This window comes from Coprococcus sp. HPP0074 (assembly GCF_964238105.1).
Taxonomy (GTDB): domain Bacteria; phylum Bacillota; class Clostridia; order Lachnospirales; family Lachnospiraceae; genus Faecalimonas; species Faecalimonas umbilicata.
The window spans coordinates 55,368-81,503 of the sequence record NZ_CAXSKS010000008.1 but is presented as its reverse complement, the minus strand read 5'-3'; the positions used below and the strand labels follow the sequence as shown (position 1 = coordinate 81,503).

The 26,136-nt window shown below is 42.0% G+C and carries 23 protein-coding genes; 8 read left to right on the top strand and 15 right to left on the bottom strand.

The annotated features are described in order from the left end of the window. Positions 1–113 precede the first annotated feature (113 nt). Entirely contained in the window at positions 114–356 is a 243-nt protein-coding gene (gene secG / locus ACESPO_RS10840) for a preprotein translocase subunit SecG (RefSeq protein WP_008977452.1), read from the bottom strand. Positions 357–473: 117 nt separating this feature from the next. After that, complete coding sequence (eno, locus tag ACESPO_RS10835) at positions 474–1,793, bottom strand: phosphopyruvate hydratase (protein WP_039930857.1); 1,320 nt, start codon at positions 1,791–1,793, stop codon at positions 474–476. 131 nt (positions 1,794–1,924) lie between these two features. Between eno and ACESPO_RS10830 the strand changes: the two genes are divergently transcribed. Beyond that, entirely contained in the window at positions 1,925–2,776 is an 852-nt protein-coding gene (locus ACESPO_RS10830; protein ID WP_008977454.1) for a YitT family protein, read from the top strand. A 324-nt stretch (positions 2,777–3,100) separates the two neighbouring features. After that, positions 3,101–4,456, top strand: a complete 1,356-nt coding sequence (locus ACESPO_RS10825) for a sodium-dependent transporter (protein WP_009263642.1) — start codon at positions 3,101–3,103, stop codon at positions 4,454–4,456. Positions 4,457–4,588: 132 nt separating this feature from the next. Here ACESPO_RS10825 and ACESPO_RS10820 read toward each other — a convergent pair whose 3' ends face one another. After that, positions 4,589–5,212 carry a DUF4317 family protein gene (locus tag ACESPO_RS10820; protein WP_116441159.1) on the bottom strand — a complete coding sequence of 208 codons (624 nt, stop codon included), beginning with the start codon at positions 5,210–5,212 and terminating at the stop codon, positions 4,589–4,591. Beyond that, positions 5,205–6,185 carry an AraC family transcriptional regulator gene (locus ACESPO_RS10815; protein ID WP_016439840.1) on the bottom strand — a complete coding sequence of 327 codons (981 nt, stop codon included), beginning with the start codon at positions 6,183–6,185 and terminating at the stop codon, positions 5,205–5,207. Before ACESPO_RS10815 ends, ACESPO_RS10820 begins: the two co-directional genes overlap by 8 nt. A 176-nt stretch (positions 6,186–6,361) precedes the next feature. On the opposite strand from ACESPO_RS10815, the gene ACESPO_RS10810 reads away from it, so the two are divergent. From ACESPO_RS10810 to ACESPO_RS10800, 3 genes are read left to right on the top strand one after another with little or no spacing between them, the layout of a single operon-like run. After that, positions 6,362–7,750, top strand: a complete 1,389-nt coding sequence (locus ACESPO_RS10810) for an MFS transporter (protein ID WP_499788813.1) — start codon at positions 6,362–6,364, stop codon at positions 7,748–7,750. Positions 7,751–7,756: 6 nt separating this feature from the next. Further along, entirely contained in the window at positions 7,757–8,623 is an 867-nt protein-coding gene (locus ACESPO_RS10805; protein WP_009263646.1) for an amidohydrolase family protein, read from the top strand. A 17-nt stretch (positions 8,624–8,640) separates the two neighbouring features. Further along, positions 8,641–9,474, top strand: a complete 834-nt coding sequence (locus tag ACESPO_RS10800; protein WP_009263647.1) for a creatininase family protein — start codon at positions 8,641–8,643, stop codon at positions 9,472–9,474. 143 nt (positions 9,475–9,617) lie between these two features. Here ACESPO_RS10800 and glmM read toward each other — a convergent pair whose 3' ends face one another. Further along, a complete protein-coding gene (gene glmM, locus ACESPO_RS10795) occupies positions 9,618–10,964 on the bottom strand; it encodes a phosphoglucosamine mutase (protein WP_016439842.1) in 1,347 nt (448 codons plus the stop codon). Between the two features lie 284 nt (positions 10,965–11,248). Here glmM and ACESPO_RS10790 point away from each other — a divergent pair, with 284 nt between their 5' ends. Further along, complete coding sequence (locus tag ACESPO_RS10790; RefSeq protein WP_499788812.1) at positions 11,249–12,163, top strand: hypothetical protein; 915 nt, start codon at positions 11,249–11,251, stop codon at positions 12,161–12,163. 103 nt (positions 12,164–12,266) lie between these two features. Here the strand turns inward: ACESPO_RS10790 and ACESPO_RS10785 are convergent, their stop codons facing one another. The 5 genes from ACESPO_RS10785 to ACESPO_RS10765 form a co-directional block, all read right to left on the bottom strand. Further along, the gene (locus tag ACESPO_RS10785) at positions 12,267–13,595 is read right to left on the bottom strand and encodes a hemolysin family protein (protein WP_008977464.1); all 1,329 of its coding nucleotides are present in this window, start codon (positions 13,593–13,595) and stop codon (positions 12,267–12,269) included. 125 nt (positions 13,596–13,720) lie between these two features. Next, positions 13,721–14,896 (bottom strand): phosphoribosylaminoimidazolecarboxamide formyltransferase, encoded by a 1,176-nt coding sequence (locus ACESPO_RS10780; protein WP_008977465.1) that lies wholly within the window; start codon positions 14,894–14,896, stop codon positions 13,721–13,723. A gap of 18 nt (positions 14,897–14,914) precedes the next feature. Further along, positions 14,915–15,628 carry an IMP cyclohydrolase gene (locus tag ACESPO_RS10775; protein WP_008977466.1) on the bottom strand — a complete coding sequence of 238 codons (714 nt, stop codon included), beginning with the start codon at positions 15,626–15,628 and terminating at the stop codon, positions 14,915–14,917. Positions 15,629–15,849: 221 nt separating this feature from the next. Further along, positions 15,850–16,593 (bottom strand): SDR family NAD(P)-dependent oxidoreductase, encoded by a 744-nt coding sequence (locus ACESPO_RS10770; protein WP_008977467.1) that lies wholly within the window; start codon positions 16,591–16,593, stop codon positions 15,850–15,852. A gap of 182 nt (positions 16,594–16,775) precedes the next feature. Continuing rightward, on the bottom strand, positions 16,776–17,624 hold the full coding sequence (locus tag ACESPO_RS10765; RefSeq protein WP_016439845.1) for a putative manganese transporter: 849 nt from the start codon (positions 17,622–17,624) through the stop codon (positions 16,776–16,778). A 227-nt stretch (positions 17,625–17,851) separates the two neighbouring features. Between ACESPO_RS10765 and ACESPO_RS10760 the strand changes: the two genes are divergently transcribed. Together ACESPO_RS10760 and ACESPO_RS10755 are read left to right on the top strand one after the other, a co-directional pair. After that, the gene (locus tag ACESPO_RS10760) at positions 17,852–18,289 is read left to right on the top strand and encodes a MarR family winged helix-turn-helix transcriptional regulator (RefSeq protein ID WP_499788809.1); all 438 of its coding nucleotides are present in this window, start codon (positions 17,852–17,854) and stop codon (positions 18,287–18,289) included. A 12-nt stretch (positions 18,290–18,301) separates the two neighbouring features. Continuing rightward, positions 18,302–19,375 carry an FUSC family protein gene (locus ACESPO_RS10755; RefSeq protein WP_499788808.1) on the top strand — a complete coding sequence of 358 codons (1,074 nt, stop codon included), beginning with the start codon at positions 18,302–18,304 and terminating at the stop codon, positions 19,373–19,375. Between the two features lie 171 nt (positions 19,376–19,546). Here ACESPO_RS10755 and ACESPO_RS10750 read toward each other — a convergent pair whose 3' ends face one another. The 5 genes from ACESPO_RS10750 to ACESPO_RS10730 all read right to left on the bottom strand — a co-directional run bounded on the left by ACESPO_RS10750 (position 19,547) and on the right by ACESPO_RS10730 (position 26,034). Beyond that, positions 19,547–20,746 (bottom strand): Gfo/Idh/MocA family protein, encoded by a 1,200-nt coding sequence (locus ACESPO_RS10750; protein ID WP_119987536.1) that lies wholly within the window; start codon positions 20,744–20,746, stop codon positions 19,547–19,549. A gap of 25 nt (positions 20,747–20,771) precedes the next feature. Then, on the bottom strand, positions 20,772–22,448 hold the full coding sequence (locus tag ACESPO_RS10745) for an alpha-1,3-galactosidase-related protein (protein WP_499788807.1): 1,677 nt from the start codon (positions 22,446–22,448) through the stop codon (positions 20,772–20,774). Between the two features lie 43 nt (positions 22,449–22,491). Beyond that, positions 22,492–23,385, bottom strand: coding sequence for a carbohydrate ABC transporter permease (locus ACESPO_RS10740; protein ID WP_008977473.1), 894 nt, complete (start codon positions 23,383–23,385; stop codon positions 22,492–22,494). Between the two features lie 18 nt (positions 23,386–23,403). Then, positions 23,404–24,294, bottom strand: a complete 891-nt coding sequence (locus ACESPO_RS10735; protein ID WP_016441502.1) for an ABC transporter permease — start codon at positions 24,292–24,294, stop codon at positions 23,404–23,406. A gap of 87 nt (positions 24,295–24,381) precedes the next feature. Next, on the bottom strand, positions 24,382–26,034 hold the full coding sequence (locus ACESPO_RS10730; RefSeq protein WP_499788805.1) for an extracellular solute-binding protein: 1,653 nt from the start codon (positions 26,032–26,034) through the stop codon (positions 24,382–24,384). Positions 26,035–26,136: the final 102 nt, after the last annotated feature.

Sequence of the window (26,136 nt, the reverse complement as noted above, 5' to 3'; positions counted from 1 at the left end):
CAATTTCTGCAGCAAATCTTTGTATTGCTTCTCAGTAACACTTCACCGATAGCATATCCGCTCTCCCTCACATCCTGCCAAATCGCACAGACGAAAGCAATAGCAAGTACGCTCTAGTTAAATACACCGAGATTCAAAGCTGCTGCCAGTATCATAAATAAACATGCTAAGAACTTCGTAGATTTGACAAGTGCACCTTCCATAGAACGTCCCTTGTTCTGTCCCCAGTATGTTTCCGCTCCACCTGCGATCGAACCAAGCCCTGCGGACTTCCCTTCCTGAAGAAGTACAATGATTGTCAATGCGATACCGTCTATTACAAATAAAATAGTTAATACAATTTTCAAAATTTCCATTTTTACACCTCCCGTGGATAAACAATATTCATTATACCACAAGAGAGAATCGGTTGCAAGTTCAACTCAGATAACTTTCAAAGAAGTTTTTCCGAGAAACTAGCAAACGATTTCTTTCTATTCTTCCGGCTCTGCGAGAAATGGAAAAGGATTTTGGTACTCCGCCACATCCCCCAGCGATTCTTCGATCCGGAGCAGCTGATTGTATTTTGCCACACGCTCGGATCTGCACGGTGCTCCTGTCTTAATCTGCCCGACATTCAATGCGACTGCAAGATCTGCGATCGTACAGTCTTCCGTCTCTCCCGAACGATGGGAAACGATGGCATGATACCCGGCATTTTGCGCAAGTTTTACCGCATCCATCGCTTCTGTGAGCGTACCAATTTGATTAACTTTCACGAGAATCGCATTGGCCACGTTCTTATCAATCCCCTTCTTTAACCTTTTTACATTTGTGACAAACAGATCATCTCCCACAAGCTGCATATCTTGTCCAAGTCTTGTTGTGAGCAATTCCCAGCCTTCCCAGTCTTCTTCATCTAACGGATCTTCGATGGACACAATCGGATAATCCGTCGCCAGTTCTTCGTAATAATCAATCATCTCTTCCGACGATCTGGCGATTTTCTGACAGTTCATTTTCCCCTCGCCTGGGAAATAATATTTTTTCATCTTTTTATCATACAGCTCACTCGCCGCCGCATCAAGGGCAATGACAATATCTTTTTTCAGACGATATCCGGCTCGCTCCACTGCCTTTGCAATCAGCTTCAATGCCTCTTTTGCATTTGGAAGATCCGGGGCAAATCCTCCTTCATCTCCGACTCCGGTCGCCAGTTGTTCTTCCTTCAACAATTTTTTCAACTCATGATAAATCTCCACACACATGCGGAGCCCTTCCCGAAAGCAACAGGCCCCTACCGGCATGATCATAAATTCCTGAATATCTAACGTATTATCCGCATGTGCCCCTCCGTTTAAAATATTCATCATCGGAACCGGCATCTTTTTTGCATTTGTTCCTCCCAGATAGGAATACAGCGGAATCTGAAGCGCTTCTGCCGCCGCCTTTGCCGCTGCCAGTGACACACCTAGCATTGCATTTGCCCCAAGCCCACTTTTATTTTCTGTCCGATCCAGCTCCATGAGAAGCTGATCAATCTTCGCCTGCTCAAACACATTTATCCCAATCAAATTTTCAGCGATCTTCTCATTGACATTTGCCACTGCCTGCTGTACGCCCAGACCATTGTAACGCTTTTCCCCATCACGCAATTCAACTGCCTCATATTTCCCTGTCGATGCACCGGAAGGAACTGCGGCTCTGCCTATATATGCTTCTCCGGCAAGTACCTCCACTTCCACCGTCGGATTTCCTCTGGAATCTATAATTTCTCTGGCGTAAATGTCCGTAATCGGCAAACATTTATACATCATAATTACTATCTCCTCTCCGATTTTATTATTGCCGGAACAATTCCGTTCTATCCGTTGACTTTTCATTTCCTCCGCGGTACAATCTACATAGATTATTAAATTTTTATAAAATGCTGAGGTCTGCACAAATGAATACAAAATCAAAATGGAAATCTTTTTCACTATTAACCGGAAGTATCCTAATCATGGCGGTTGGTATCTATTTTTTCAAATTTGCCAACAATTTTACCTTCGGAGGAATCACCGGTCTTGCCGTTTTAGTTGCCAAGACAGGGGTCATGTCAGCCAGTGACTTTACTTTTCTGACGAACATGCTTCTTCTCCTGCTCGGGTTCATTGTGCTCGGAAAAAAATTTGGACTGAAGACTGCTTACTGCAGCACACTTCTCTCCGTCACTCTTTCCCTTTTAGAGCGGATCTACCCAATGAGCCATCCACTGACAGATCAGCCGATGCTCGAGTTGACCTTTGCGATCGCACTGCCGGCATTTGGCTCTGCCATTTTGTTCAATATCGGAGCTTCCAGCGGAGGTACGGATATCATTGCAGCGATTTTAAAGAAATACTCAGATTTCAATATCGGAAGGGCGCTTCTGCTCACCGATCTTGTAATCACAATCGCAGGATGTTTTGTCTTCGACATCGAGACCGGACTCTATTCTTTCCTTGGTCTTGCTGTTCGCTCACTGATGATCGACAATGTCATTGAAAGTTTCAACCTATGTAAATATTTCAATGTCGTCTGCGATAATCCAGAACCAATCTGTGATTTTATCATGCATGAGCTTCATCGAAGTGCGACAACCTGTGAGGCAAAAGGAGCTTTCTCCGGTGAACCAAAGAGTCTTGTTTTCACCGTATTGAACCGTCATCAGGCGATCCGCCTCCGAAACTATATCAAAGAGGTGGAACCAACCGCATTTATCCTGATCTCCAACACAAGTGAGATCATCGGAAAAGGATTTCATAATACAATTTAATAGGATTACTCCCATAAAATCTGTAGCCAAAGAGCTTCTCAATATTTTCTGATTTTTGAAGTATATTATATTATCACAGATTTTCATTCTCCCGGCATTATGCGTTGCATAATCGCCGGGATTTTTTTCTAAAATAGTTTCGAAATCGCCTCATTGTTTTCAAGCAATTTATTTATTTTTTATATTTTTTTCATTTTTATAAAGAAAATCCTTGTTTTTTCTTACATCTCGTGGCATAATGATTCCTAAATATTCTGTTTTTAGCATTAATGTTGTATCACTCTAAAGCAGAAAACAATAAACTTATGATGGGAGGAAATTATTATGGACAAAAAACGAGGATCATTTTCAGGCAAAATGGGCTTTGTACTTGCTGCTGCCGGCTCTGCAGTAGGTCTTGGGAATCTTTGGAGGTTTCCTTATCTGGCAGCAAAATATGGTGGAGGGATCTTTCTGCTAGTCTATTTAATACTGGCTGTCACATTTGGTTTCACTCTTATGATCACAGAAATTGCAATCGGCCGCAAAACCGGTGTCAGTGCTATTGGTGCTTTCCAAAAACTAGATAAACGTTTTGGATTCGTAGGCGTACTTGCCTGTATCGTTCCGTTTATTATCACCCCTTACTACTGCGTCATCGGCGGATGGGTAATCAAATACTTATTCACCTTCCTGACCGGGAAAGTAAGTGCAGCTGCAGGGGATGAATTTTTCACCGGTTTTATCAGTGAATCCGTATCTCCAGTTGTCTGGTTTGCTATTTTTATCCTTCTGACTTCCGCAATTGTAATCTTCGGAGTAGAAAAAGGTGTAGAGAAAGCAAGTCGCTTTATGATGCCGCTGCTGATTGTTTTAATTGTAGGTGTCTGCATCTTCTGTATTACAAGACCAGGCGCTGCTGAAGGAGTAAAGTACTACCTGCTTCCTGATTTTTCTAAATTTTCTGCCACAACGGTGCTGGCTGCTATGGGACAATTATTTTATTCCATGTCTCTTGCCATGGGTATCATGATTACATACGGTTCCTACATGAAAAAAGACAGCCACCTGGAAGCTTCCGTGCGGCAGATTGAACTTTTTGATACAGCAATCGCTTTCCTTGCAGGTCTTCTCATCGTACCGTCAGTGTTTGTTTTTTCCGGCGGAGATGAAGCTGCACTTGGCAAAGGACCCTCTTTGATGTTTATCACCCTCCCAAAAGTATTCAATGACATGACATTGGGCGGAGTAATCGGTGCTGTATTTTTCTTATTAGTATTGTTCGCAGCCCTCACATCCTCTATCTCCCTTATGGAGACAAATGTTTCCATTCTCCGGGATAAATTCGGGTGGAGCCGCAAAAAATCAACACTGATTATTACTGTATATGTTTTAATCCTCGGATCGATCGTCTCTCTTGGCTTTGGTCCTCTGAGTTTCATCAAGATCCTTGGTCTGGGACTTTTAGACTTTTTTGATTTTATCAGCAACAGTGTACTGATGCCGATCGTGGCAATCCTGACCTGTATCTGTGTCGGACACTTCGTCGGAGCCAAAGTCATTTCCGATGAAGTAGAATTAAATGCTCCATTTAAGATGAAGAAATTTTATACCATAATGCTGAAATGGATCGCACCTGTATTTCTCGTACTTGTCCTCGCATTTGCGGTATCAGAAGCAATGGGATGGATTCGTGTATAAGCTCAACTTTCCCCTTTCTGATGAACAAGGGAACATAACAAAGACAACCGTTCTTTTTGAATGGTTGTCTGTTTTTATTTTCTCATTATTCATTGATCGGGAAGTAGCACCGCAAATATTGCTGCATCTAAATCAGATTCCCAAAATCTTCTTCATCACATCTATACACTCACTTCGTGGATCTGCGCTGTAAATATTCACATGGTTTAAATCCCCGGCTCTATCTGTAAATGCCGGAAAGAGAAATCCGCATTCCGGTTTCCCTGGCTCATAGCTGCCCAGAAGTGGACAGACTGCACAAATCAAATATTCAAACATTTCCTCGGATTCCCCTAACCGCTCCTTGTCTGCCGCCTTTGCTGGAATGTCATAGCGGTCATGAAACATGTAGACTGCATATCCCGAATCCATATAATAATTTTCCATGACCACATCATAAAACGTTTCCATCAGCGCATCATTTTTCAGACCACACTGGCGCAGTCCCATCAAAAGCTGCCACATGCTGCCGGCCCTTCTTGCTTCCCGATCAAATTGAAATTTTTTCAGCTGTACATTTGTCTCTGAAAACGGAATTACTTTTGCAATTTCTAAATGCTTTTTTCTCTCCTGCGGGGAGAGCTTCAGAAAGTTTGTATTAAAGCTCCCATCATATTCTCCCTCTGCATCGACATAACATCCGGCAATCCGGGTAAAAGATGTGCGGGAAAGTGTCATACGTCTGGTAAGCTCTAGCATATCCTCACGATTAATCATACTGTTCTCCTCTCACCATTGTTCGGAACTCTTTCGGCGAAATTCCATACTCCTTCACAAATGCTTTATAAAAGACCGAGTAATCGGAAAATCCACACAATTCCGGGATACTTTTTAGAAGGACTCCATCCACAATCAGTTTTTTTGCCTCGATCAGCCTTCGCTGTGTCACAATCTTATAAAAACTGACATCCATCTGCTTTTTAAACAGCTGACCGATTGCCGATTCGCTGATCAGAAAATGTGCCGCAATCGTCTTCAGGCTAATCTCTTCTGCAAAATGTTTTTCAATATAGCTGATAATCTCATCGAGAAGAGCCGCTTTTTCTGACTTCAGTTCTGTCATAGCCTGTCCCTTCCAGCTGCGATACAGCAGACAGATCAGCTGAAGGAACAATCCGCGGCTGAATAATTCTGCCCCTGGCTTTTCTTCCTTCTCCTCCCGCAGAAGTTCCTCGAAAATTTTCTGAAACTGGTAGAGTACTGCCCCGTTTGTACGAATAATATAGGACTTTTCCTGACGCTCTTTCTTCTCTTCCCATTCTGCTGCATTTAACTCTTCACTGCATTTTTTCCAGTAATCTGCACTGACCCACAGCGCAGTTCGCAGATACGGCTCCGTGAGTTGTTCTCCGAAGATTGGTCTGTGACTGACCCCTGGCGGAACGAAGATAATATCATTTGGCTGCAGCTGATAGCGCATATCTCCGATCAAATATTGAATATTTCCGCTCCGGCAAAAGAGAATCTCATAGAAAATATGGCTATGCAGCGACACACTGTCTTTTAAGTAACTGATATCCTCATGCACATCAAGATATTTGCTGTCCATCTCCATCTCCTGATAGCCGATAAACTGTCCGCTTTCTTTAAAATACAGCTCAATATCTTCTCCCATAGTTTCCCTTAATTTCTCATACTGCTTATTTTTGATCTCTTCGTAGGTCACTTTTTTGAGTTGGCTAAGTTTCACAAAATTCCTCCTATCATTTTATAAATATTTCACAAATCGTTTTCTTTCTTTTTCTATCATAGCAGAAAATGTATTATTTTTGCAATGTTTTATGCTAATTATGCAATTCAAATTGCAAATTTAAAGAAGTATGATAGTAAGCACCGAAATAAACTACACAACAAGGAGAAAAAGTTATGACAGACAAAAAAAATCGCCCTTTTGGGAAAAAAGATGAACTGGGCTATGTATTCGGTGATATGGCAGGAAGCTTCGTCAACTTATTTATCGATGCTTACTTCCTGACATTCTGTACGTATGTACTCGGAATCAGCCCTGCATGGATGGGATCTTTATTCCTCTTTGCAAGACTTTGGGATGCGATCAACGATCCGATTATGGGATCTTTCCCGGATCGCTGGATGATTGGAAAATCCGGTGACAAATTCAAACCGTGGATTAAAATCTTTATGGTACCTCTTGCACTTTCCGGTATCCTCTGTTTCATGAATGTTCCACTGGAAGGTGTTGCACTCCATGCATATGTTGCATTTGCATATGTCCTCTATGGAATGAGCTATACAGGAACTTCCATGCCATTCGGTGCGATGGCAAGTGTTGTCAGCACAGACCCTATCGATCGAAGCAAGCTTTCCCGTGCAAGAAGTATCGGTGGAACTTTAGTAGGTATGGTAGCTCTTTCCTTTGTTCCGGTTATCTGCTTTGACAAGAACAGTAATATTATCCCGGAACGTTTTACAATGCTTGCTGTTCTCTTCGGCGTGCTCTGTATCGTATGCTACGTCTTACTGACAAAACTGACTATAGAGCGTGTCAGACAGTCTGAAAACAGCCAGAAGGAAAAATTCAACTACAAAAATGTCTTAAAAGCAGTTGTAAAGAATCGTCCTCTGATCGGTGTCATGGTGGCAACTGTCGGAAGTATGCTCTTTATCACAGGTTCCGGACAAGTCCGCAGCTACCTGTTCAAGGAATACTATCACAATACTTCCGTAATGACATTATTAAGTCTTTCCAGCCTCCCGATCATCATTGTATGCTTCCCGCTTGTTCCAAAGCTTGTTGCAAAATTTGGAAAGAAAGCAACATTAATGGCAGGTATCATCAGCAGTACGATATTTAGTGTGATCACATTTATGATTAAAATCGAAAATGTTTACGTATTCACTGTATTAAGCATCCTTGCAATGATCGGACAGACAATCTTTACAATCTTAATCTGGGCACTTGTCACAGACTGTCTCGATTACAGTGAATGGAAACTTCACGAAAGAAGCGATGGATCTATGTACTCCATCTACACATTCAGCCGTAAGATCGGTTCTACAATTGCTTCTTCCGGTATTTCTTTCGCCCTTAGTGCAATCGGCTACGTTGCAGGTACAAACGTAACACAGTCTGCAGCAACCATCGACGGTATCTACAATCTGGTAACATTGATCCCGGTTGCAACTTGTGTTCTGGAACTGATCGGTATCGGACTGATCTTCAACCTGAACCATAAACAGACAAATCAGATGTATGCTGAACTTGCTGAAAGAAGAAGCCAAAAAGAAAGAGGGTAATCTTTTATGAAAAAGACAGATATCCATCTGCACCTCACCTTTGAACAGCACCCGAAGACTGAGCACATGTTTGTGTCAAGCGCAGAACATATGCTCCCGCATCTTCGGGAGCTTTCCATTGAAAAAGGAATCTTAATGTCCTCTGGAGAAGGGAACTCTGCGGTTCCTTTTGGAAGCAATGACGAGTGCAGACAAATTGCAGAGGCATTTCCGGGAATTTATTTCTGGATGTGCAATCTCGATGATGTACCGGAAAATATTTTTGAGCGGCTTGAAACTTATAAAAATCAGGGCGCTGTCGGTATTGGAGAACTAATGATCAACCGCAGCATTGATGATCCTATGATCCAGGAAATTTTTGCTGCTGCAGAAACACTTTCCCTTCCGGTTCTATTTCACATGAGTCCGGAAGTCGGATATGAATATGGCATTGTCGATGATGCCGGACTTCCCCTTTTAGAAGAAAGTCTGAAAAAATATCCAAATCTGAAATTCATCGGCCACAGCCAGCCATTCTGGCATGAGATCAGTGGCGATGCCTCCGGAGATCTCTCCTCCCGTATGGAGTGGGGCAAAGGAGAAGTAGCCCCTGGCGGAAGACTTTCTTACCTTTTCGATACCTACCCAAACTTGTACGGAGACTTGTCCGCCAACAGCGGTGGCTGCGCAATTATGCGCGACGAGACCTTCGGTCTTTCTTTCCTTGAGAAATACTGTGACCGCCTGATGTTCGCGACAGACATGGTCAACGTCGATATGGAATTTCCTCTCGGAAAATGGTTGGAGGAAATGTACCAGTGTGGTAAATTAAAAGAAGAGGTTTACAGAAAAATCGCTTATCAAAATGCAGAATCCCTCTTCGGGCTGCATTAGAAATGGAGGAAACAGATATGCGTACAAGAATATTACCAAAGATGTTAAATGATGAAGTAGAAGAATATTTATCACGGAATGATATCATTATCGTTCCGGTCGGAACTGTAGAAATGCACGGTGGATTTCCACTTGACTCCGAGACAACCATCAGCGAAGCTTATGCTCTCAAAATGGCAGAAGCATGTGACGGTCTTGTCCTGACCGGACTTCCATATTTCTATGCCGGAGCAACTGCTAGCGGTCGTGGAACAGTTCAGGTGAGCATCCGCGAAGGGATTGACTACCTGACAGCAATCGCAAAGAACCTGTTACGTCTCGGCTTCAAACGCCAGATCTATATCAGCTTCCATGGTCCTGCACATATGACATGCAGTCCGATGGTCCGCGATTTCTTTGACGAGACAGGCGTTCCGATCCTCTACATGGATCTGACGATGCAGATGTTGAAAAATGCATCTGATCTTTTCAAATCCATGGATAGCTTCCATGCAATCACAACCGGAGCATACAAGATCATGAACCGTCTGGAAGACGTTCCGCTCACAACAAAGTATGCACACAGCAAGCCACAGTCCTGCAAAAAGTTTGACGACATCTTCGGACTCGCTTACCAGAGTGCTTCGATCGGTTACTACTTCGGAGAAAAAGAAGACCACATGAGCACAACTGCAATTCCGGACGAAGCATCCCGTGAAGCACTTGCACAAGAAGGAGTAGAAATCATCGAAAAAACTGTAGAACTTCTGGACCTTCCACATATTGTCAGCCAGATGAAAGATCTGGAACAGTATAACCAGGAAGTTGCTGAAAAATGCCCTTGGGTTCCTTATCAGTTCTTCCAGAAATAACTTTCTGTCAGGAACCTATGGCATTTAGACAAACAGGTGTATCTCAATAAGAAATTTGCAAACGAAAAGGCTTACACAAAAGCTGCTGAAACATCTAACACTGATCTTTCAGCAGCTTTGGTAAGCCTTTATTTTATTCTATTTTAAGAAAGCACCAGCCCTTCTTCTGCCATGACATCGATAACCTTATCGACACACTCTTTGCAGAGTTCATCGGTCGCGGCTTCAACCATCACACGGATAACCGGCTCTGTCCCACTCTCTCTTACAAGTATCCGTCCGTCATCTCCAAGTGTTTCTGCCACTTCTTCCACCGCTTTTACAACAGCCGGATTCTCTCTCGCTTCCTTTTTATCTGCCACTCTGACATTTTTCAGAAGCTGCGGATAGATCTTCACTTCCTCCACAAGTTTCCCGAGAGACTGTTTTTTCTCCATGACAACTTCCATCAAAAGCAAAGAGGTAAGAATTCCGTCCCCGGTCGTTGCATATTTACTGAAAATAATATGCCCGGACTGTTCTCCTCCAAGCGAATAGTTATTTTGAAGCATGTTTTCATAGACATACTTATCTCCTACCGCTGTTTTCTCATAGCGGATTCCGGCTTTGTCACATGCTTTGTAAAGTCCGAGATTAGACATGATCGTCGTCACGATTGTATCGCCATTTAATCTTCCCTGCTCTTTTAAATATTTTCCACAGACATAGAGGATCAGATCTCCGTCTACAACATTTCCATTTTCATCGACAGCGATACAGCGGTCTGCATCTCCATCATATGCAAATGCAATATCAAGTTTCTTCTCTTTCACAAACTGCTGAAGCACTTCAATATGGGTAGACCCGCAGTTCGTATTGATGTTTGTTCCGTCTGGCTCATTGTTGATCACATAAGTCTTTGCTCCCAGCGCATCGTACACACTCTTTGCGATAGCCGAAGCACTTCCGTTGGAACAGTCCAGACCGACTCTCTTATCTTTGAAAGATCGCGTCGCAAGTGAAATCAAATGTCCGATATAGCGGTTTCTTCCTGCTGCATGATCCACAGTTCTTCCGATCTCTTCTTTTTCCGCAAGCGGAAGTTCCTCCAGTTCCCCATCAATGTATGCCTCAATCTGTGCTTCAACTTCTGCCTCCAACTTGTGTCCCATACCGTTGATCACTTTAATTCCATTGTCATAAAATGGATTGTGACTTGCCGAAATCATAATTCCACAATCAAAATCTTCCGTTCTCGCCACATAAGAGACACTTGGTGTCGTTGTCACATGAAGAAGATAGACATCCGCCCCGGATGCTGTCAGCCCTGCAACGAGCGCATACTCAAACATATAACTGCTACGTCTTGTATCCTTCCCGATCACAACCTTCGCCTTATGATCCTTTCCATAATACCATCCAAGAAATCTTCCGACTTTAAATGCATGTTCTACTGTCAGAACCTTATTTGCCTCACCACGAAATCCGTCTGTTCCAAAATATTTTCCCATGTTTCCTCTCCTTTATTGCAAGTTTGTTCTATTATCCACTTTTTTTGTACAATCTGCTTTTTATTCTTTTACATTATATAGACTTTCTCACAAATATACAACCATTTTTTTCAATTCCCGCAAAAATATTTTTCTGACGACTCCTAAAATATTTTCCGGTTATCACGGAAAATTCACAAGAACAAGTCTATACAAATCACTGATTTTCATGTATGATAGAAGAGGTATAAACTTTCAATATCGTATATGAAAATATACACAAAAGAATTAAGGGGTGTTTTATAATGAAATGTAACAAATGTCATGAAGAAATGAAACTAAAAGAGATTGAGGTCGGAAAAGATTCCGCCGGCAATCCTGTCTATAACTTATATGCCTTTTGCTACCACTGCAAGACAAAGGTCAATATTGATAAATTAAAAAAAGCTGCCAAGGAACGAAAAGAAGCCGAACAACTTGCAGATGCAAAAAGGGAAGCAGCACAAAGAGAGGAAGCTTCCAGATCTGCTGCCACAAAAGATACTACGGCTCCAGTACATGTCTCAGCAAGAACTCAAGAGATCCCTTCCCAGAGTGCTATTTCCCGTGCGTCCTCATCAACTTCTTCCGACCGTCCGAAGAAAAAGTCCGCACCAAAATCTGAGAAAGCATCTTCTCCGAAGAAAAAATCTGATGCTTCCCGCTCCCGCCAGACTGAAAAGCCTGCAAAGAAGCGTTACCGTGAGGATGACTTTGATTTTGATGATGACGATTACGACTACATTCAACCGGATAAAGTAAAATCCACAGAGAAGCGTGTTGTTTCTAAAAAGAAAAAAGGCGGGTGCCTAAAGCCGTTTTTAATCTTCCTTTTAATTCTGTTACTTGCAGGTGGAGGCGCTTTTATTTACGGTACTTATGTCGGATATGATTTTTCCTTTATCAATGATCTCAAGGAAAAAATCTTGAACCACACAGACGGAACCGATGAGAAAGACAAAAAAGAGGATGAAAACAAATCTGATAACGGAACAACAGATCAGACAGCAAATCCAGAATCTGATAAAAATGGAGCAACTACAAACTCTGATCTCTCAGACGGAACTGACAATACAAATACTACTGACAGTACAGACGGATCTGCTTCAAACGACACAGACAACTCCGGTACAACAGAACCAGAGACTACCACAGACAACAGCGGAACTGCTGCACAGTAAGACAACTATAACAAAATACCTGAACAGCAATCTATCTATTTAGATCTGCCTGTTCAGGTATTTTTTGCTCTTTGTCAAGAGTTGGGTGAATTATTTTACTCTTTTATCTCTCTGCCTGTTCCGGTATCTTCATCCATACTTTTCGGATTCTCTTTTCTTTCACTTCCAAAATTTTAAAATGCACTCCATCTGCGTCCAGTTCGCATTGTCCGGAATCTTTTGGAATGTATCCCAGCTCTTCAATCAAATACCCGGAAAGTGTATCATAATTTTCTGTCTCCAGCTTCAGGTTTAATTTTTCATTCAGCTCTTCGATCAGAATCGAACCATCCAGTAAATATTCCTTCTCCCCGATTTTCTGAAGTTCTACAACTTCTTCCTCATGCTCATCGGTGATCTCTCCCATTACTTCCTCCACAAGGTCCTCCACCGTAAGAATACCCGATACACCACCGTACTCATCAATCAATACCGCCATACGATTCTTCGTCTTCTGCATCTCACGAAAAAGCTCATCGGTGCTCTTTCCATCCGGCACAAAGAACGCTTCTTTCAAAAGAGCTCGGATGTCCACTTCCTCAAAGGACTTCTTTCTCGCTTCAATCATCACATCTTTTACTTGAAGAATCCCGATAATATTATCGATCTGTTCTTCATAGACAGGAATTCTTGAATGCCTTGTCTCGAGGATCTCATCCAGAATCTTCTCTAACGGCTCCTCAATGTCAATTGCAAATACTTCTCTTCGAGGCACCATCACATCTTTCGCTGTCTTATCATCAAAAGAAAAAATCGAATTGATCATTTCCTTTTCAATCTCGTTAAACACACCATTCTCGCTTCCGGTCTCTAACATCTTTTTAATCTCTTCTTCTGAAACTGCTTCCTCGAGATTCTCAGTCTTCATTCCAATCAGATGTAAAAATCCATTCGTAGACAGTGATAACAACTTAATAAACGGTGATAAAATCTTTGAAATAATATAAATCGGCTGCACAACAAATAAACTGAATGCCTCCGCTTTCTGAAGCGCAATTCTCTTCGGCACCAATTCACCAAACACGAGGGTAAAATAAGATAAGATAATCGTAACGACTACAACAGCGATCGTATTGCTGTACGGAATCCCGAACTGTGCGATCCATCCGCCCAGCACCTGTGAAATACCAGTTGCCGCAGAAGCACTTGAGAAAAATCCCGCCAGTGTGATTGCCACCTGTATCGTTGATAGAAACTTTGTAGAGTCTTCAAACAATGTCTGAAGCAAAGCTGCTCTCTTACTTCCCTCATCTGCCAGAACCTTGATCCGATTCTTATTGACTGACACCACTGCCATCTCTGCTCCCGCAAAGAAAGCATTCACCAAAGTAAGAAATGCAAGAAATAATAGTTGAAATAAAATACTGTTCCCGTCAGGGTCGCCTGCGTCCATGATAAATAAAACCTCCTGTAATTGAAATAATCTGGCTCTGATTATATCTCTTTTCAGGAGGTTCTGCAACTAGAATTCTAGTTTTTTATTTAGATTTTATAGAAGTTTTACTTTTGGATTATTTCTTAGTGGTGGAACAGACGGATTCCGGTAAATGCCATCGTCATATTGTATTTATTGCAAGTAGCGATCACATTGTCATCTCTCACAGATCCACCTGGCTGTGCAATGTATTTAACACCACTCTTATGCGCACGCTCAATATTATCCCCGAATGGGAAGAATGCATCTGAACCAAGGGCAACATCTGTCAGTTGGTCTAACCATGCACGCTTTTCTTCGCGGGTAAATACCGGTGGTTTTACTTTGAAGATATTCTGCCATGTTCCCTCTGCAAGCACATCCTCATACTCATCTCCAATGTAGAGATCGATGGAATTGTCTCGGTCTGCTCTTCCGATGCTGTCCACGAACTGAAGCCCGAGTACCTGCGGAGACTGACGTAACCACCAATTATCTGCCTTCTGACCTGCCAGACGGGTACAGTGGATTCTGGACTGCTGTCCTGCGCCTATTCCGATAGCCTGCCCACCTTTTGCATAGCATACAGAGTTTGACTGTGTATATTTCAGCGTGATCAGAGCAATTGCGAGATCGATCTTTGCCTGCTCTGGAAGTTCTTTATTTTCTGTCACAATATTGGAAAGTAATTCATCATTGATCACCAATTCATTTCTCCCCTGCTCAAATGTGATTCCGAATACTTCTTTGTGCTCAATCGGATCTGGCTCATAATTCGGATCAATTTCGATGATCGCATAATTTCCTTTTTTCTTCTGTTTTAAAAGTTCCAGTGCCTCCGGCTCATATCCCGGTGCAATCACACCATCAGACACTTCTCTCTTGATCAGCTTTGCAGTTGCAACATCACAGACATCTGACAGAGAGATAAAATCACCGAACGAAGACATTCTGTCTGCACCTCTTGCTCTTGCATAAGCACATGCTAACGGAGATAACTCTCCCATATCGTCTACCCAGTAAATCTTTGCCAGTGTGTCGTCCATTGGAAGTCCGACTGCTGCACCTGCCGGAGAAACATGTTTGAAAGAAGTTGCTGCCGGAAGTCCTGTCGCTCTCTTTAATTCTCTTACAAGCTGCCAGCCATTAAATGCATCCAGAAAGTTAATATATCCCGGTTTTCCACATAACACCTTGATTGGAAGTTCTCCCTCTTCCATATAAATTCTGGAAGGCTTCTGATTTGGATTACATCCATACTTTAATTCTAACTCTCTCATGATCTGATTCTCCTCATCTTATTTATTTTTATTTACAATCTTTGTCTCATAGTTTCCTGTCTCAATATCGATATAGCGTACAAACAGCGATACTTTATTTTCTTCGTTCAAGCTATTCCAGAGCATCTCTGTAAACTGTTCCATATCGTCTGGGATTGAGATCAGTTTTGGTTCTCCTTCAAAACTTGGAAGTGGATTGCCATCACATTTGTAAGTATGGATAAAATGTCCCTCTCCGGCTACCGGATTCTGATATGCAAATGTATAGCGGTTGCATGCGTCCGGATTTCCGTTATTGCTCTTTAAAATAGACATCGCATAGTTGTATGTTCCATTTTCAATATGCATGATCCCTGAAATACGAGGTGTATAGTTTGGAGCATCCGGTTCAAATTCTCTGCTGCGAAGTGACTGCTCAAAAGTGAGCTGCTTGTCCATTCCCTCATAAATCGTGTCTGTCTGATCTCCGTTTGTCACGATCGTCTTATTGCCAAGTACCCGCACTGGCGCATAGATAATTAAACTTGGATCTGTTAATTTTGAAGGGTCAAATGCCTGTGTGCGAATCCCCTGTCCTTCTTCTACAAATACACGGTTTCTGCTGTTCTCGCTTCTTCCCATAATAAAATATGCAGTGACTGCCTTTTTCCCATCCGGTGTCTTTCCGATGATGATTCCTCTTCCCGGATATGCGTTTCCCTGCAATTCTTTTTCAATTGATAACATTTCCATGAATGATTCTCCTTTATCTCTGTTCATTGTTGACCGTTTTTTCCATTTTATTATAGACCACATGTCGGACTGTTGACCAGTATATTTTACTAATAAGTCTTAATAACGCCCGGTTATAGGTTCTGCTTTTTATTTACACAAATTCTCGGAAAAATTTTTATAGAACAAAAAAATAAGACTGCCGTGCTTCTTCGTGAGATGCTTCCGGCAGTCTATTCTTTTTAGCTCATTGTCGCACCATCTACTGACAGAACAACACCTGTGATATAACTTGCCATGTCACTTGCAAGAAATACAAATGCATTTGCGATATCTTCCGGTTCTCCGACACGGCGAAGTGGAATCGTATTGATCAAAGGCTGAATTACAGACTCTGGAAGTGCTGCTACCATATCTGTGCGGATCACACCCGGTGCCACTGCATTGACACGGATATTGTCCTTTCCAAGTTCTCTTGCCAGAGATTTGGTCATTCCGTTTACTGCAAATTTCGATGTCGGATATCCACATCCTGCTGGCTGTCCATAAATACTTACCATGGAACTTGTGTTCAAGATCACACCGCCTCCCTGCTCTTTCATGATGCATGCAGCTACCTGAGAGCAGTTAAACACTGCATTGACATTTAGATCCATAATCTTCTCAAATGCCGCCGGATCATAGTCATACAGCGGATCTCTTGCAGAAATTCCTGCATTATTCACAAGAACATCCAGAGATCCAAACTCTTCTTTCACTTTCTCAAACACTTCTTTCACTTCTTCGTGTTTAGTCAGATTCGGCCAATATCCTACAACCGGATACTCTGGGTTTTCCTCCTTCAGCGAAGCAAGTGCCTTCTGAACCGTCTCCTCTCTAGATCCAAGCATTGCAACCTTGGCTCCATTTTCTAAAAATTTCTTTACAGTCGCATATCCGATTCCTCTTGTTCCCCCTGTAATGACTGCAACTTTTCCCTGTAACATACCAGTTTCCTCCATCTTCTCTTCAAAATTTCATGCCAGTTTTTGTGTACTTTCTATTTGGAACTGCACACCTTTCTGTACATTAGCTGTTCTTATTTTAGCACTTATTTTCTAACAATACAATCTATATTTTAAAATTTCCTTTTAATTTCTGAATAGTTTTTTAATTAACAAACACTTCCCTATACCCAGTATAAAATAATTCCTGCCACAACAGCGACTCCATAAAGCACTCCCATCATCTTTATATTTTCCTTCCGATTCCGATTTACTCTCCACAGTACAACCAGTCCGACTCCTGCGCTCGTACAAAGTCCTGCCACTGCCGCCGCAAAGCTGATTACGCCTTTGATATACAACTCCGTCAGAAGAACGGATGCAGCACAATTCGGAACAAACCCGATCAAAGCCGTCAAAATTGGCTGAAACACCGAACCACTCCAGAAAAGGCTTTCCACCTTTCCGATTCCCGCCACTTCCAGAACCAGATTCAGGCAGGCAGAGAAGAGGAAAATATATATAAACAGTTTCAAAGTATGATTCCATGCCGGCAGGATTACCCCATGAGAATGCCCACAACCACAAGATTCTTTCTCACACAGATCGTGAATTTCCTTTTTCTCAGAAAAAAGTTTCGGAAAGCAAAAATCTATTAGATATCCCGCAAGCACTGCAATCACGACTTTTACGAATAATAATTTCCCTACGACACCCGCACTTTCCGGCTGACCCATGATCATCAGAATTGCCTCATCCGAGGTCGACAGAAAAACGGCAAGCAATGTTCCTGCAGAAATCATTCCCCCGGAAAACAAATTTGCTGCAAGCACGGAAAATCCACACTGCGGGACACATCCAAGTACCGCTCCCAGAAGAGGCCCTGCGCCTCTGATACCAGTCAGTACCCGCTGGCTAAAATTCCCCGCATGCCTTTCCATCGCCTCTAGCAGGCAAAATGCCGCAAATAAAAACGGAAGCATCCTTACACTGTCTATCGCTGCATCCATCAGCACGTCTATGAATAAGTTCATTTCGATTCTCCTCCCATTCTTCTGATACCAGACCAAAAATCTGGTATGAACCTATTTTGAAAATCCTTCTCAACTTGTATCTTTCTGATTATAACACGTTTTTTTATCTATTGACAATTAAAGTTTTTCGCCCTACACTATAAGTAGTTCACTTTGTAAACTATTTTTGATTGTTTGTAATCGATACTGACATATTTTGTACAGACTTATAGAAATGGAGAACCGTGATGGATTACGACTGGATTGAAATGATGAACTACATGCAGAACCTGCGTCAGTTTTGCAGTAGAAATGTACGGCGCACCGAAAAAGGGAGTATCTCAACTTCCCAGGAACTTGATCTTCTGTCCCGCATCTCACTGTCTGATGTGCCACTGACACCTCATGAACTATGCGGTTGTATGGGACTTGGCAAATCTGCAGTCAGCCGTCTGATCGAACATTTGGTAAAAAAAGAACTACTTACAAAAGAGCCAAGCCTGACAGATAGGAGAAGTTATCACCTCTCGATCACAGAAAGAGGGCAAAAAGCATTGGAGGAGACTTACAACTATTACCTCTCACCGATTTACACAATGTGGCGCAGACTAGGAGAGGCACAATTTTTGAAACTGATGGAACTGATTCACGAAACAAACGATGTCCTGCAAGACATCGAACACTAGGAGGGATTTCTATTGACTTTTTATCAAGAACTACAACTAAATCAAGCCGGTTCAAAAGCACTGATCCAAAATATCAAAGATCCAAAAGAAAAGTGGAAACACATTTGTATCTACCTGTTTAAGATTTTACTGACAGTAGCATTCTGTGTTGTATTTGTCACAATCTATACAAAAGTATTCGGAGAAGAAAACAGTATCGTAGGAGTCGTTGTTCTACTCGCCGTGATGGTCTTCCGCAATGCAGACCTCGGCATCAAGAACTCTCACGGAGTTCTACTACTTGCTATCATTTACGGAATCCTTGCATTTGGACCAAGAATCTCGAACATGGTCGGACCATTCCCGGCATTTTTGATCAATGTAGTCTGCATCGGCGCCCTGATGTCTCTTGGCTGTCACAATGTAATTATGTCCAATCATTCTACATTCGTCCTCGGCTACCTGCTCCTTCAGGGATATGATACTACCGGAAACTCTTACCTTTTACGTCTTGCCGGACTTTCTGTCGGAGCTTTGGCAACCTGCTTTATCCTCTGGAGAAACCACCGGAAAGTCCATTACAAACGTACGATCCGACATATTTTCCAGGAATTTGACATTCACTCTATGCGTACACGGTGGCAGATCCGCCTGACACTTGGTGTTTCTACCGCAATGCTGTTCGCGTCTCTGATCCATCTTCCGAGAGTGATGTGGGTCGGGATCGCAACGATGTCCGTTCTGCTTCCATTTAAAAAGGATCTGATCGAGCGTGTCAAATACCGTGCACCCGGAAATATTCTCGGAGGGCTCTGTTTCCTCTGCCTCTACTATTTGCTTCCTGAAAGCTGTTATGGCTATATCGGTATGATCGGTGGAATCGGAGTCGGACTCTCTGCAACTTATGGATGGCAGGCAGTATTTAACTCTTTCGGAGCGCTGTCAATCGCCATGAGTTCCTTCGGAGTTGCAGGAGCAATCATCCTCCGTGTGCTCACAAACGCATTCGGTTCTGTGTACGGACTGCTCTTCCACAATATTTTTGAAAGCGGATACAACTGGATTAGCGAAAAAGTTTTTGCAAAAAAAATTGTTTCGGAGAATTAATAATTTTCGAGCTGTATAATTATCACTGGTATTTTGATTTAGTAGCATAATTCATTATACAAAAAATCGCCCGGGCCATGAGGTCTGAGCGATTTTTCTATTAGGGGAGTTTTTTACAGTCCCTATCTTTTTATCAAAATCAGTGTGCAAAAGAATTAAAAAATTTCTATTTTATCTTGTCGTCCATGCTCCTTTAGTAAAATCTGGAATCATTACCGGCCTGCCACCTGCAAGAATAGACTCTTCAGAAAGTGCTGTGATACACATCCATGCAGCAGTGTCATAAACATCGATTGGACACGAAGTTTCATTTAAAATACTATCAAAAAATTCCCGGAACACTAACCAGTCCATTCCATCGTGGGAACCACGCACTCCTTCTTCTTTATATTGTTTCCACATCGGATGTTCATACTCTTTGCTGTACTCTTCTGCATTTCCCCACTGTTCTTTCCATTTGAAATCATATGCTTCATGTTGTTTATCGAGAAATACCGAATCCGTCACTTCTTCATACATTCCCTTTGTCCCACGCACAGTAAAATCCCGGCTGTAATATCTCGGAAGTGTTGTATCCAGCGTCAATGTGATCGTCTCTCCTCCAGCACAACGAATCACAGTTGTAACAACATCTCCCTGAGCAAATGCTGCGTGAGCAAGTTCGTGTTCTTCTCCCATACGATCTGTAATATATTCGTGGAGCCCTGCTGCCTTTGAGGATGTAGAAGTCAGTGAAACCATTCTATTTCCATGGTTAATATGAAGTAACTGTGCAATCGGCCCCAACTCATGTGTCGGGTAGTTCTCACAGTTCCGGTTCAAATAATTTCTCAAACGATAATGACGATACTTCTCTCCACCACTCACTTCATCTCGAAGATCATGATGATATCCACCTTTACAATGTACCACTGTTCCCAATACCCCAAGTTCTGCCATATGCATCGCCATCATTTCCCGGCGTCCATAACAGCAATTCTCTAGCATCATAATAGGTGTCTTTGTCTCCTCATAAGTCCGCACAAGTTCCCAGCACTGTTCCACTGTATATGCTCCTCCGACTTCCATACCGACTGCCTTTCCTGCACGCATTGCTTCGATTGCAATGGCAATATGATCTTCCCATGCACAGGTAATGATCACTGTATCGACTTCCGGATCTGCAATGACTTCATGATAATCTAATGTGACTGTCGGTCTTTTTCCCTGCACCTCTTCGACCTGATCTGCTGCCTTTTCTGCGCGATCTTCATAACTGTCACAAACAGACTTAATATCCGCCTTTCCAAGCGGAAGAATGATGTCCCGCAAAAGTAACGTTCCTCTCGCCCCAAACCCAATCATTCCTACATTTAATTTTTCTCGATTCATTCTGTCAGTTCTCCTTCTATCCTTCTTACTTTTCCTCAAATTTCAATACACCATCCAGGTAAAATCGTTCCCCCTCCATTGGAGGAAATGTATCTGTCTGGAAAATCTTATTTCCACTCATGTGAATTTCTTCAATATTCTGCGCCCATAAAATACGGTCATCAAAACAATAAAATTCATTGTCTCGCAGTTCTAAATATTTATGATAACGTTGTCCTTGCACATATTTCTTTGCACTTGGTGATACCTGAATTGGTGCGTTTCCCCAGTCAGGTACATATGCACAGTCGATAAACTGATTCTGTTCCACAACGATATGTCTTGTGGCTCCAGACTCAAACCAATAATTGGAATCTCCCTCAATCAAGATCGCCGAGCCCGCAGTCTTAAATACATTCTTTCTCACAAGAACATCCCCCGCACTCGTCAGAAGCAGTCCTCTTGCACGATTGTTCTGAAATGTACACCCTTCCACAAGCACATCCGGTACATAATCTGTATTTTCTACTACAAAGCTTTCCTTCCACTCCGTTACCGGACGATCAAACTTCATATACTGATAATCTCCATTAAGCATCTGATGCTCTTCCAGTCTGACAGTCTCAATTTCCAGCATTGTCTCATTATCAATAATCCGGAACTGTTCCCCTTTCTTCCCAAGTGGAACTCCTTTCTGCATCCCTTCCACAAGTTCGACCATTACTTCTCTCTCACTGATAATCTTGTGGATCCTTCCGTAGATCCCATGGACGTTCAGCGGATCATCCAGCTGATTTTCCAGCAGGCAGTCCTGAATCTGTATCTTCCCTCTGCAATAGATCAGGTGGAATCCATCTGCAGTCGCTGTAAAAATTCGCTTCTTTTCCGGGTGTCTGCGTACATCAAATCTGCGCATCGTAAGGTTTTCCGAAAACTGTGCAATCACTGCCATCCCGACACAATGGTACAGTACGATATCCTGCAGCACGATATCTTTACTGTACGTCACATAAAATGCCGGATGTGTCCTTGCATGATGACGAAAGATTAGATTATTTCCCACCTGTGACGTCTTTAAAAATTCCTTATCTCCGAGCAACCTGATTTCCACAACTCCCGGTTCCAGCTCATCAAACACTGCACCGTAAGACCATGGATATGGACGGTTGAACCCGATATCGTGTCCCTGACAGACTGGCGCATGCCTCTTTCCATCCATCTCCAAACATCCATATGTCATTTCATTGAAAAAATTTTCGCCGCGAAAATATAATCTTCCATTAAAAATCTCATATGGATACTCGGTTGGATCAATCTCCACGACCATCCGCTGCGGTTCCAGCTCCCGAATCTTCCCTTCTGAATATCCCGGTCGCACGTAGTCAATCTTGACTCCTTCGATTGTTATATCCTCACATGCATGAAGGTAAAACGGAATCACATCCGTGTGAAATAAAAACTGTGTCTCTTCTCCCCGGATCACGAGATGTTGAAATCCCGTCAGATCAAATGCAATCCGCTTGATTGTATCTTCATCGTGATTGGATATATAAAGAAGCTTCTCCACCGCATAGTCTGGATAAAAATGGTACGTTCCCGGCTCAAATATGATCTGAATTCCCTCCTCTTCTCTGAGTTGATCCAGCATCTGCCTTAACTTCCATGTATTTTCCCGGCAGTCTTCCGGGAAAATACCATAAGTGCTTACCTCTATCTGTTTCATAACCTTGCTCCTTTGTGACCGCTTTTTCTGTTCTTTTATCGATTTATCCCTTCACACTTCCCATGACAAGTCCTTTTGTGAAATACTTCTGTAAAAACGGATAAATCATCATCACCGGAAGTGCTCCAAGGAATAGTTGTGCAGCCCGTCCAGTTCTTGCATTCATTTGCACAAGAAGTCTCTGAATATCCCCTGCTCCTTGTTGCTGTAAAATCTGCTCAAAATTCTGAAGCAGTGATTGCAGGTAAGTCTGAAGTGGATAATTATCTGGATTATTCATATAAATCATTCCACTGAACCAGTCATTCCAATGTGAAACGATACAAAAAAGTCCTACCGTTGCAAGTGCTGGTTTTAAAACTGGAAGAAGAATCCTTACCAGTATCTGAAATGGTGTCGCCCCATCTATCACTGCTGCCTCCTCAATCTCCTCCGGGATTCCCCGCATAAAATTCATGAGGATTACCATATTGTAGACTGGAAGTGCCCCCGGCAAAATCAAAGACCATATCGTATCTTTTAATCCTAGCTTTGTGACAACAAGATACGTTGGAATCATTCCTCCACTGATTAACATTGTAATCACAAAAAATGTCATATAAATATTTCGTCCGGCAACTTTTTTGCTGGATTTTGACAGTGGATATGCTGTAAGAACCATCAAGATTAAGTTTAGCCCCACACCAAGAACTACTCTCTCCACCGAAATCAAAAGTGCCCTCAGAAATTTCCCTCCTCTTAGTGCAAACTCATAAGCTGATGTCGTAAAATCTACCGGAAGCAATCCGACTTTTCCTGCATTTACTGCCGCACTTCCACTAAAAGATACTGCAAGAAGATGTATAAACGGAAGTAGGCAGGTCGCGGAGACCAGAATTAAAAATGTTATATTTACGGCATTGAAAATCCTATTTGCCCTTGTCTTGTATTGTTTCATAAATTTATTTCCCCCTGTTTAGAAAATTCTGTATCCCGCCAGCTTATCTGCTAAAATATAAGACAGTCCTACCATGATGCATGAGACAACTGACTTAAATAATCCGATGGCTGCTCCAACGGAATACTGCGCCTGCTGTATACCAAGCCGATATACATATGTATCAATAATATCTCCGGTCTCATAGACAATCGGGGAATATAAGTTGAAAATCTGGTCAAATCCGGCATTTAACACACTTCCCAACGCGAGTACTGTCATCAGGATAATCGTCGGCATCAAAAGCGGAATCGTAATGTAACGGATCTGCTGCCATCTTGTAGCTCCATCAAGAAGTGCTGACTCATACAGTCCTGGATCAATGCTCGTAAGCGCTGCAAGATAAACAACCGTTCCAAATCCAAAACCTTTCCAGATGTCGCTAATGATCATTGTCCACGGAAACACCTTAGGACTTCCCAAGAAATTTATCACTGGAAATCCAATTGCTGTCAACAATTCATTGAATGCACCATTTTTGGCCAATAAGTCCATCATCACGCCTGCCATGATTACCCATGACAAAAAGTTTGGAATATAAATTAACGTCTGAAAAATTCTTTTCAGTTTGTTCGATATCAACTCATTTAACAACAGCGCAAAAACTACTGGAACAACAATCCCTCCGATTAATTTAAAAAATGCAATATAAAATGTATTCCAGATCGTTCTTAAAAATGCAGGCTGACTAAACAGATATTGAAAATTTTTCAATCCAACCCACGGAGATGAAAATCCCATTCCCGGATTATAATTCTGAAAAGCAATAATCACACCATACAATGGAATATAGCTGAAGATCAACACAAGGAGCACCCCTGGCAAAAGCATCAAATGGTATTGCCACTGTTTCTTAAATTTTGCTAACATATTCTATTCTCCTTTATCCTTAAAAGAAAAATATCCTCCTTAGCAGACTGCCGCATCCGGAGGACATTCTTTCTTGTTTACTCTTTATTATTTACACAATTCGTTTACTTCTTTTGTCGCAGCTTCTCCGCCGGCTGCTTTCCAATTTTCTACCAATGTGTCAAAATATTCGACCGGCTTTTCTCCTACAATGATCTTTGTAAACCCTTCTTTTAAGATATCATCTAATGTACTTCCAGAACTTAATAATGTTTCTACCTGTTGTCCCCAGTAAGCATCTTTTACAATCTCATTATTGTCGATCATTTCTTTTGAAATCCGGTATGCTGATTTCGGACTTCCCTGCTGCATCCAGTCTCCGACCGCTTCCGGTGTCTTTTTCTCAAGCCATTCTACACAGTGTTCATATTTTACAGCATCTTTTCCAAGTTCAGAAGAATCCACATCTTCACCATTCTGATATTTTTCCAAATAGCTTGTTACATTCTCAAACTGATTATAATCGGTCATCGGGTTAATGACACGCAACGCATATGGGATATTTGTATAAGCATGGTTAAAGAGACTGTCAATAAATTTGGTATCTTCTTTGCCTTGTGCATCATCCATCATATATGCATAGAAATTCAACAGCTTGACTGCTGCCTCCGGATTCTTACATGTCTTGCTGACAACAACATATCCGATATTGGAATATTTTACATTTGCTTTTACCTCTTCTCCATTTGCAGACGGAATCTTATAAGCATCAAAGCATGCCTGGTCACCAAGATTTGAAATAATGTCTGGTCCCGGTTGATAGCCAAACCACTGTGCAAACGGACAGATTCCTACTTCACCATTAATGATTCCCTGGAACATTTTTTCCATATCAGTTGTCGCAAACTCTGGATTGATCAGACCTTCTTTATACCACTCCGTATATTTTGCAAGTACCTCTTTCATCTGTGGCTGTACAGATCCATACTCCAGATTTCCATCTTCTCCTTCTACCCAGATTCCTGGATGCGCTCCCCATGCAACAGCAAGATTGTTCATACATTCCAGATCCTGATCCTCTGTAATTGCATAAGTACCATGGGTTTCTTGGAAAGTCCTCGCAAGTTTTTCAAACTCATCCATTGTTTTGATTTCTTGAAGTCCTGCCTCTTCTGCCCAGTCTTGACGAACCCAAATCTGTGTTGGCTGATCAATAATTCCATATGTCAGTTGCGGGATACCATATAATTTTCCATCTCGCTTACCGGTCTCAAAAGTATCTGTTTCCATTTCCATATATTTTTTTAGATTATCTGAAGCATATGTATCAAAGATTTCTCCCAGATCCCAGATTAAGTCTGCATCGATCAGCTGTTGAAGTTGCTGACTAGATACACTAAATACATCTGGAAGATTTCCATCTGCAATCGTAAGATTTAACTTCGTCTTATAATCATTGCTCACCCAGTCATTAACGACTTTGATATTTAACCGCTCCTCATAAGCACGGTACCATGGATTATCACCGTAGTCGTCACCCTCCTGCCACTGGATTCCGGCATTTTCCGGTAGCACAGTTGAGATTGCCACCGTTTCGCTATATTTATCCAATGCTCCCTTTGGTGCTTCTACATGTTTTTGTTCTGTCTTTTTCTTCTCCCCTCCGGATTCTGTCCCTTTGCTCATACACCCGGTCATTCCAAATACAAGCGTACTTGCAAGCAGTACTGATAACACTTTCTTTCTTTTCATTTTCTCCATCCCTTTCTCTTCTCACCGAAGATTTTTATTCTCTGTATTTGTTTCTGTCCTTATTTTATTGGATTCCCATCCAAAAACATATAAAATATTTTTACATTTGTG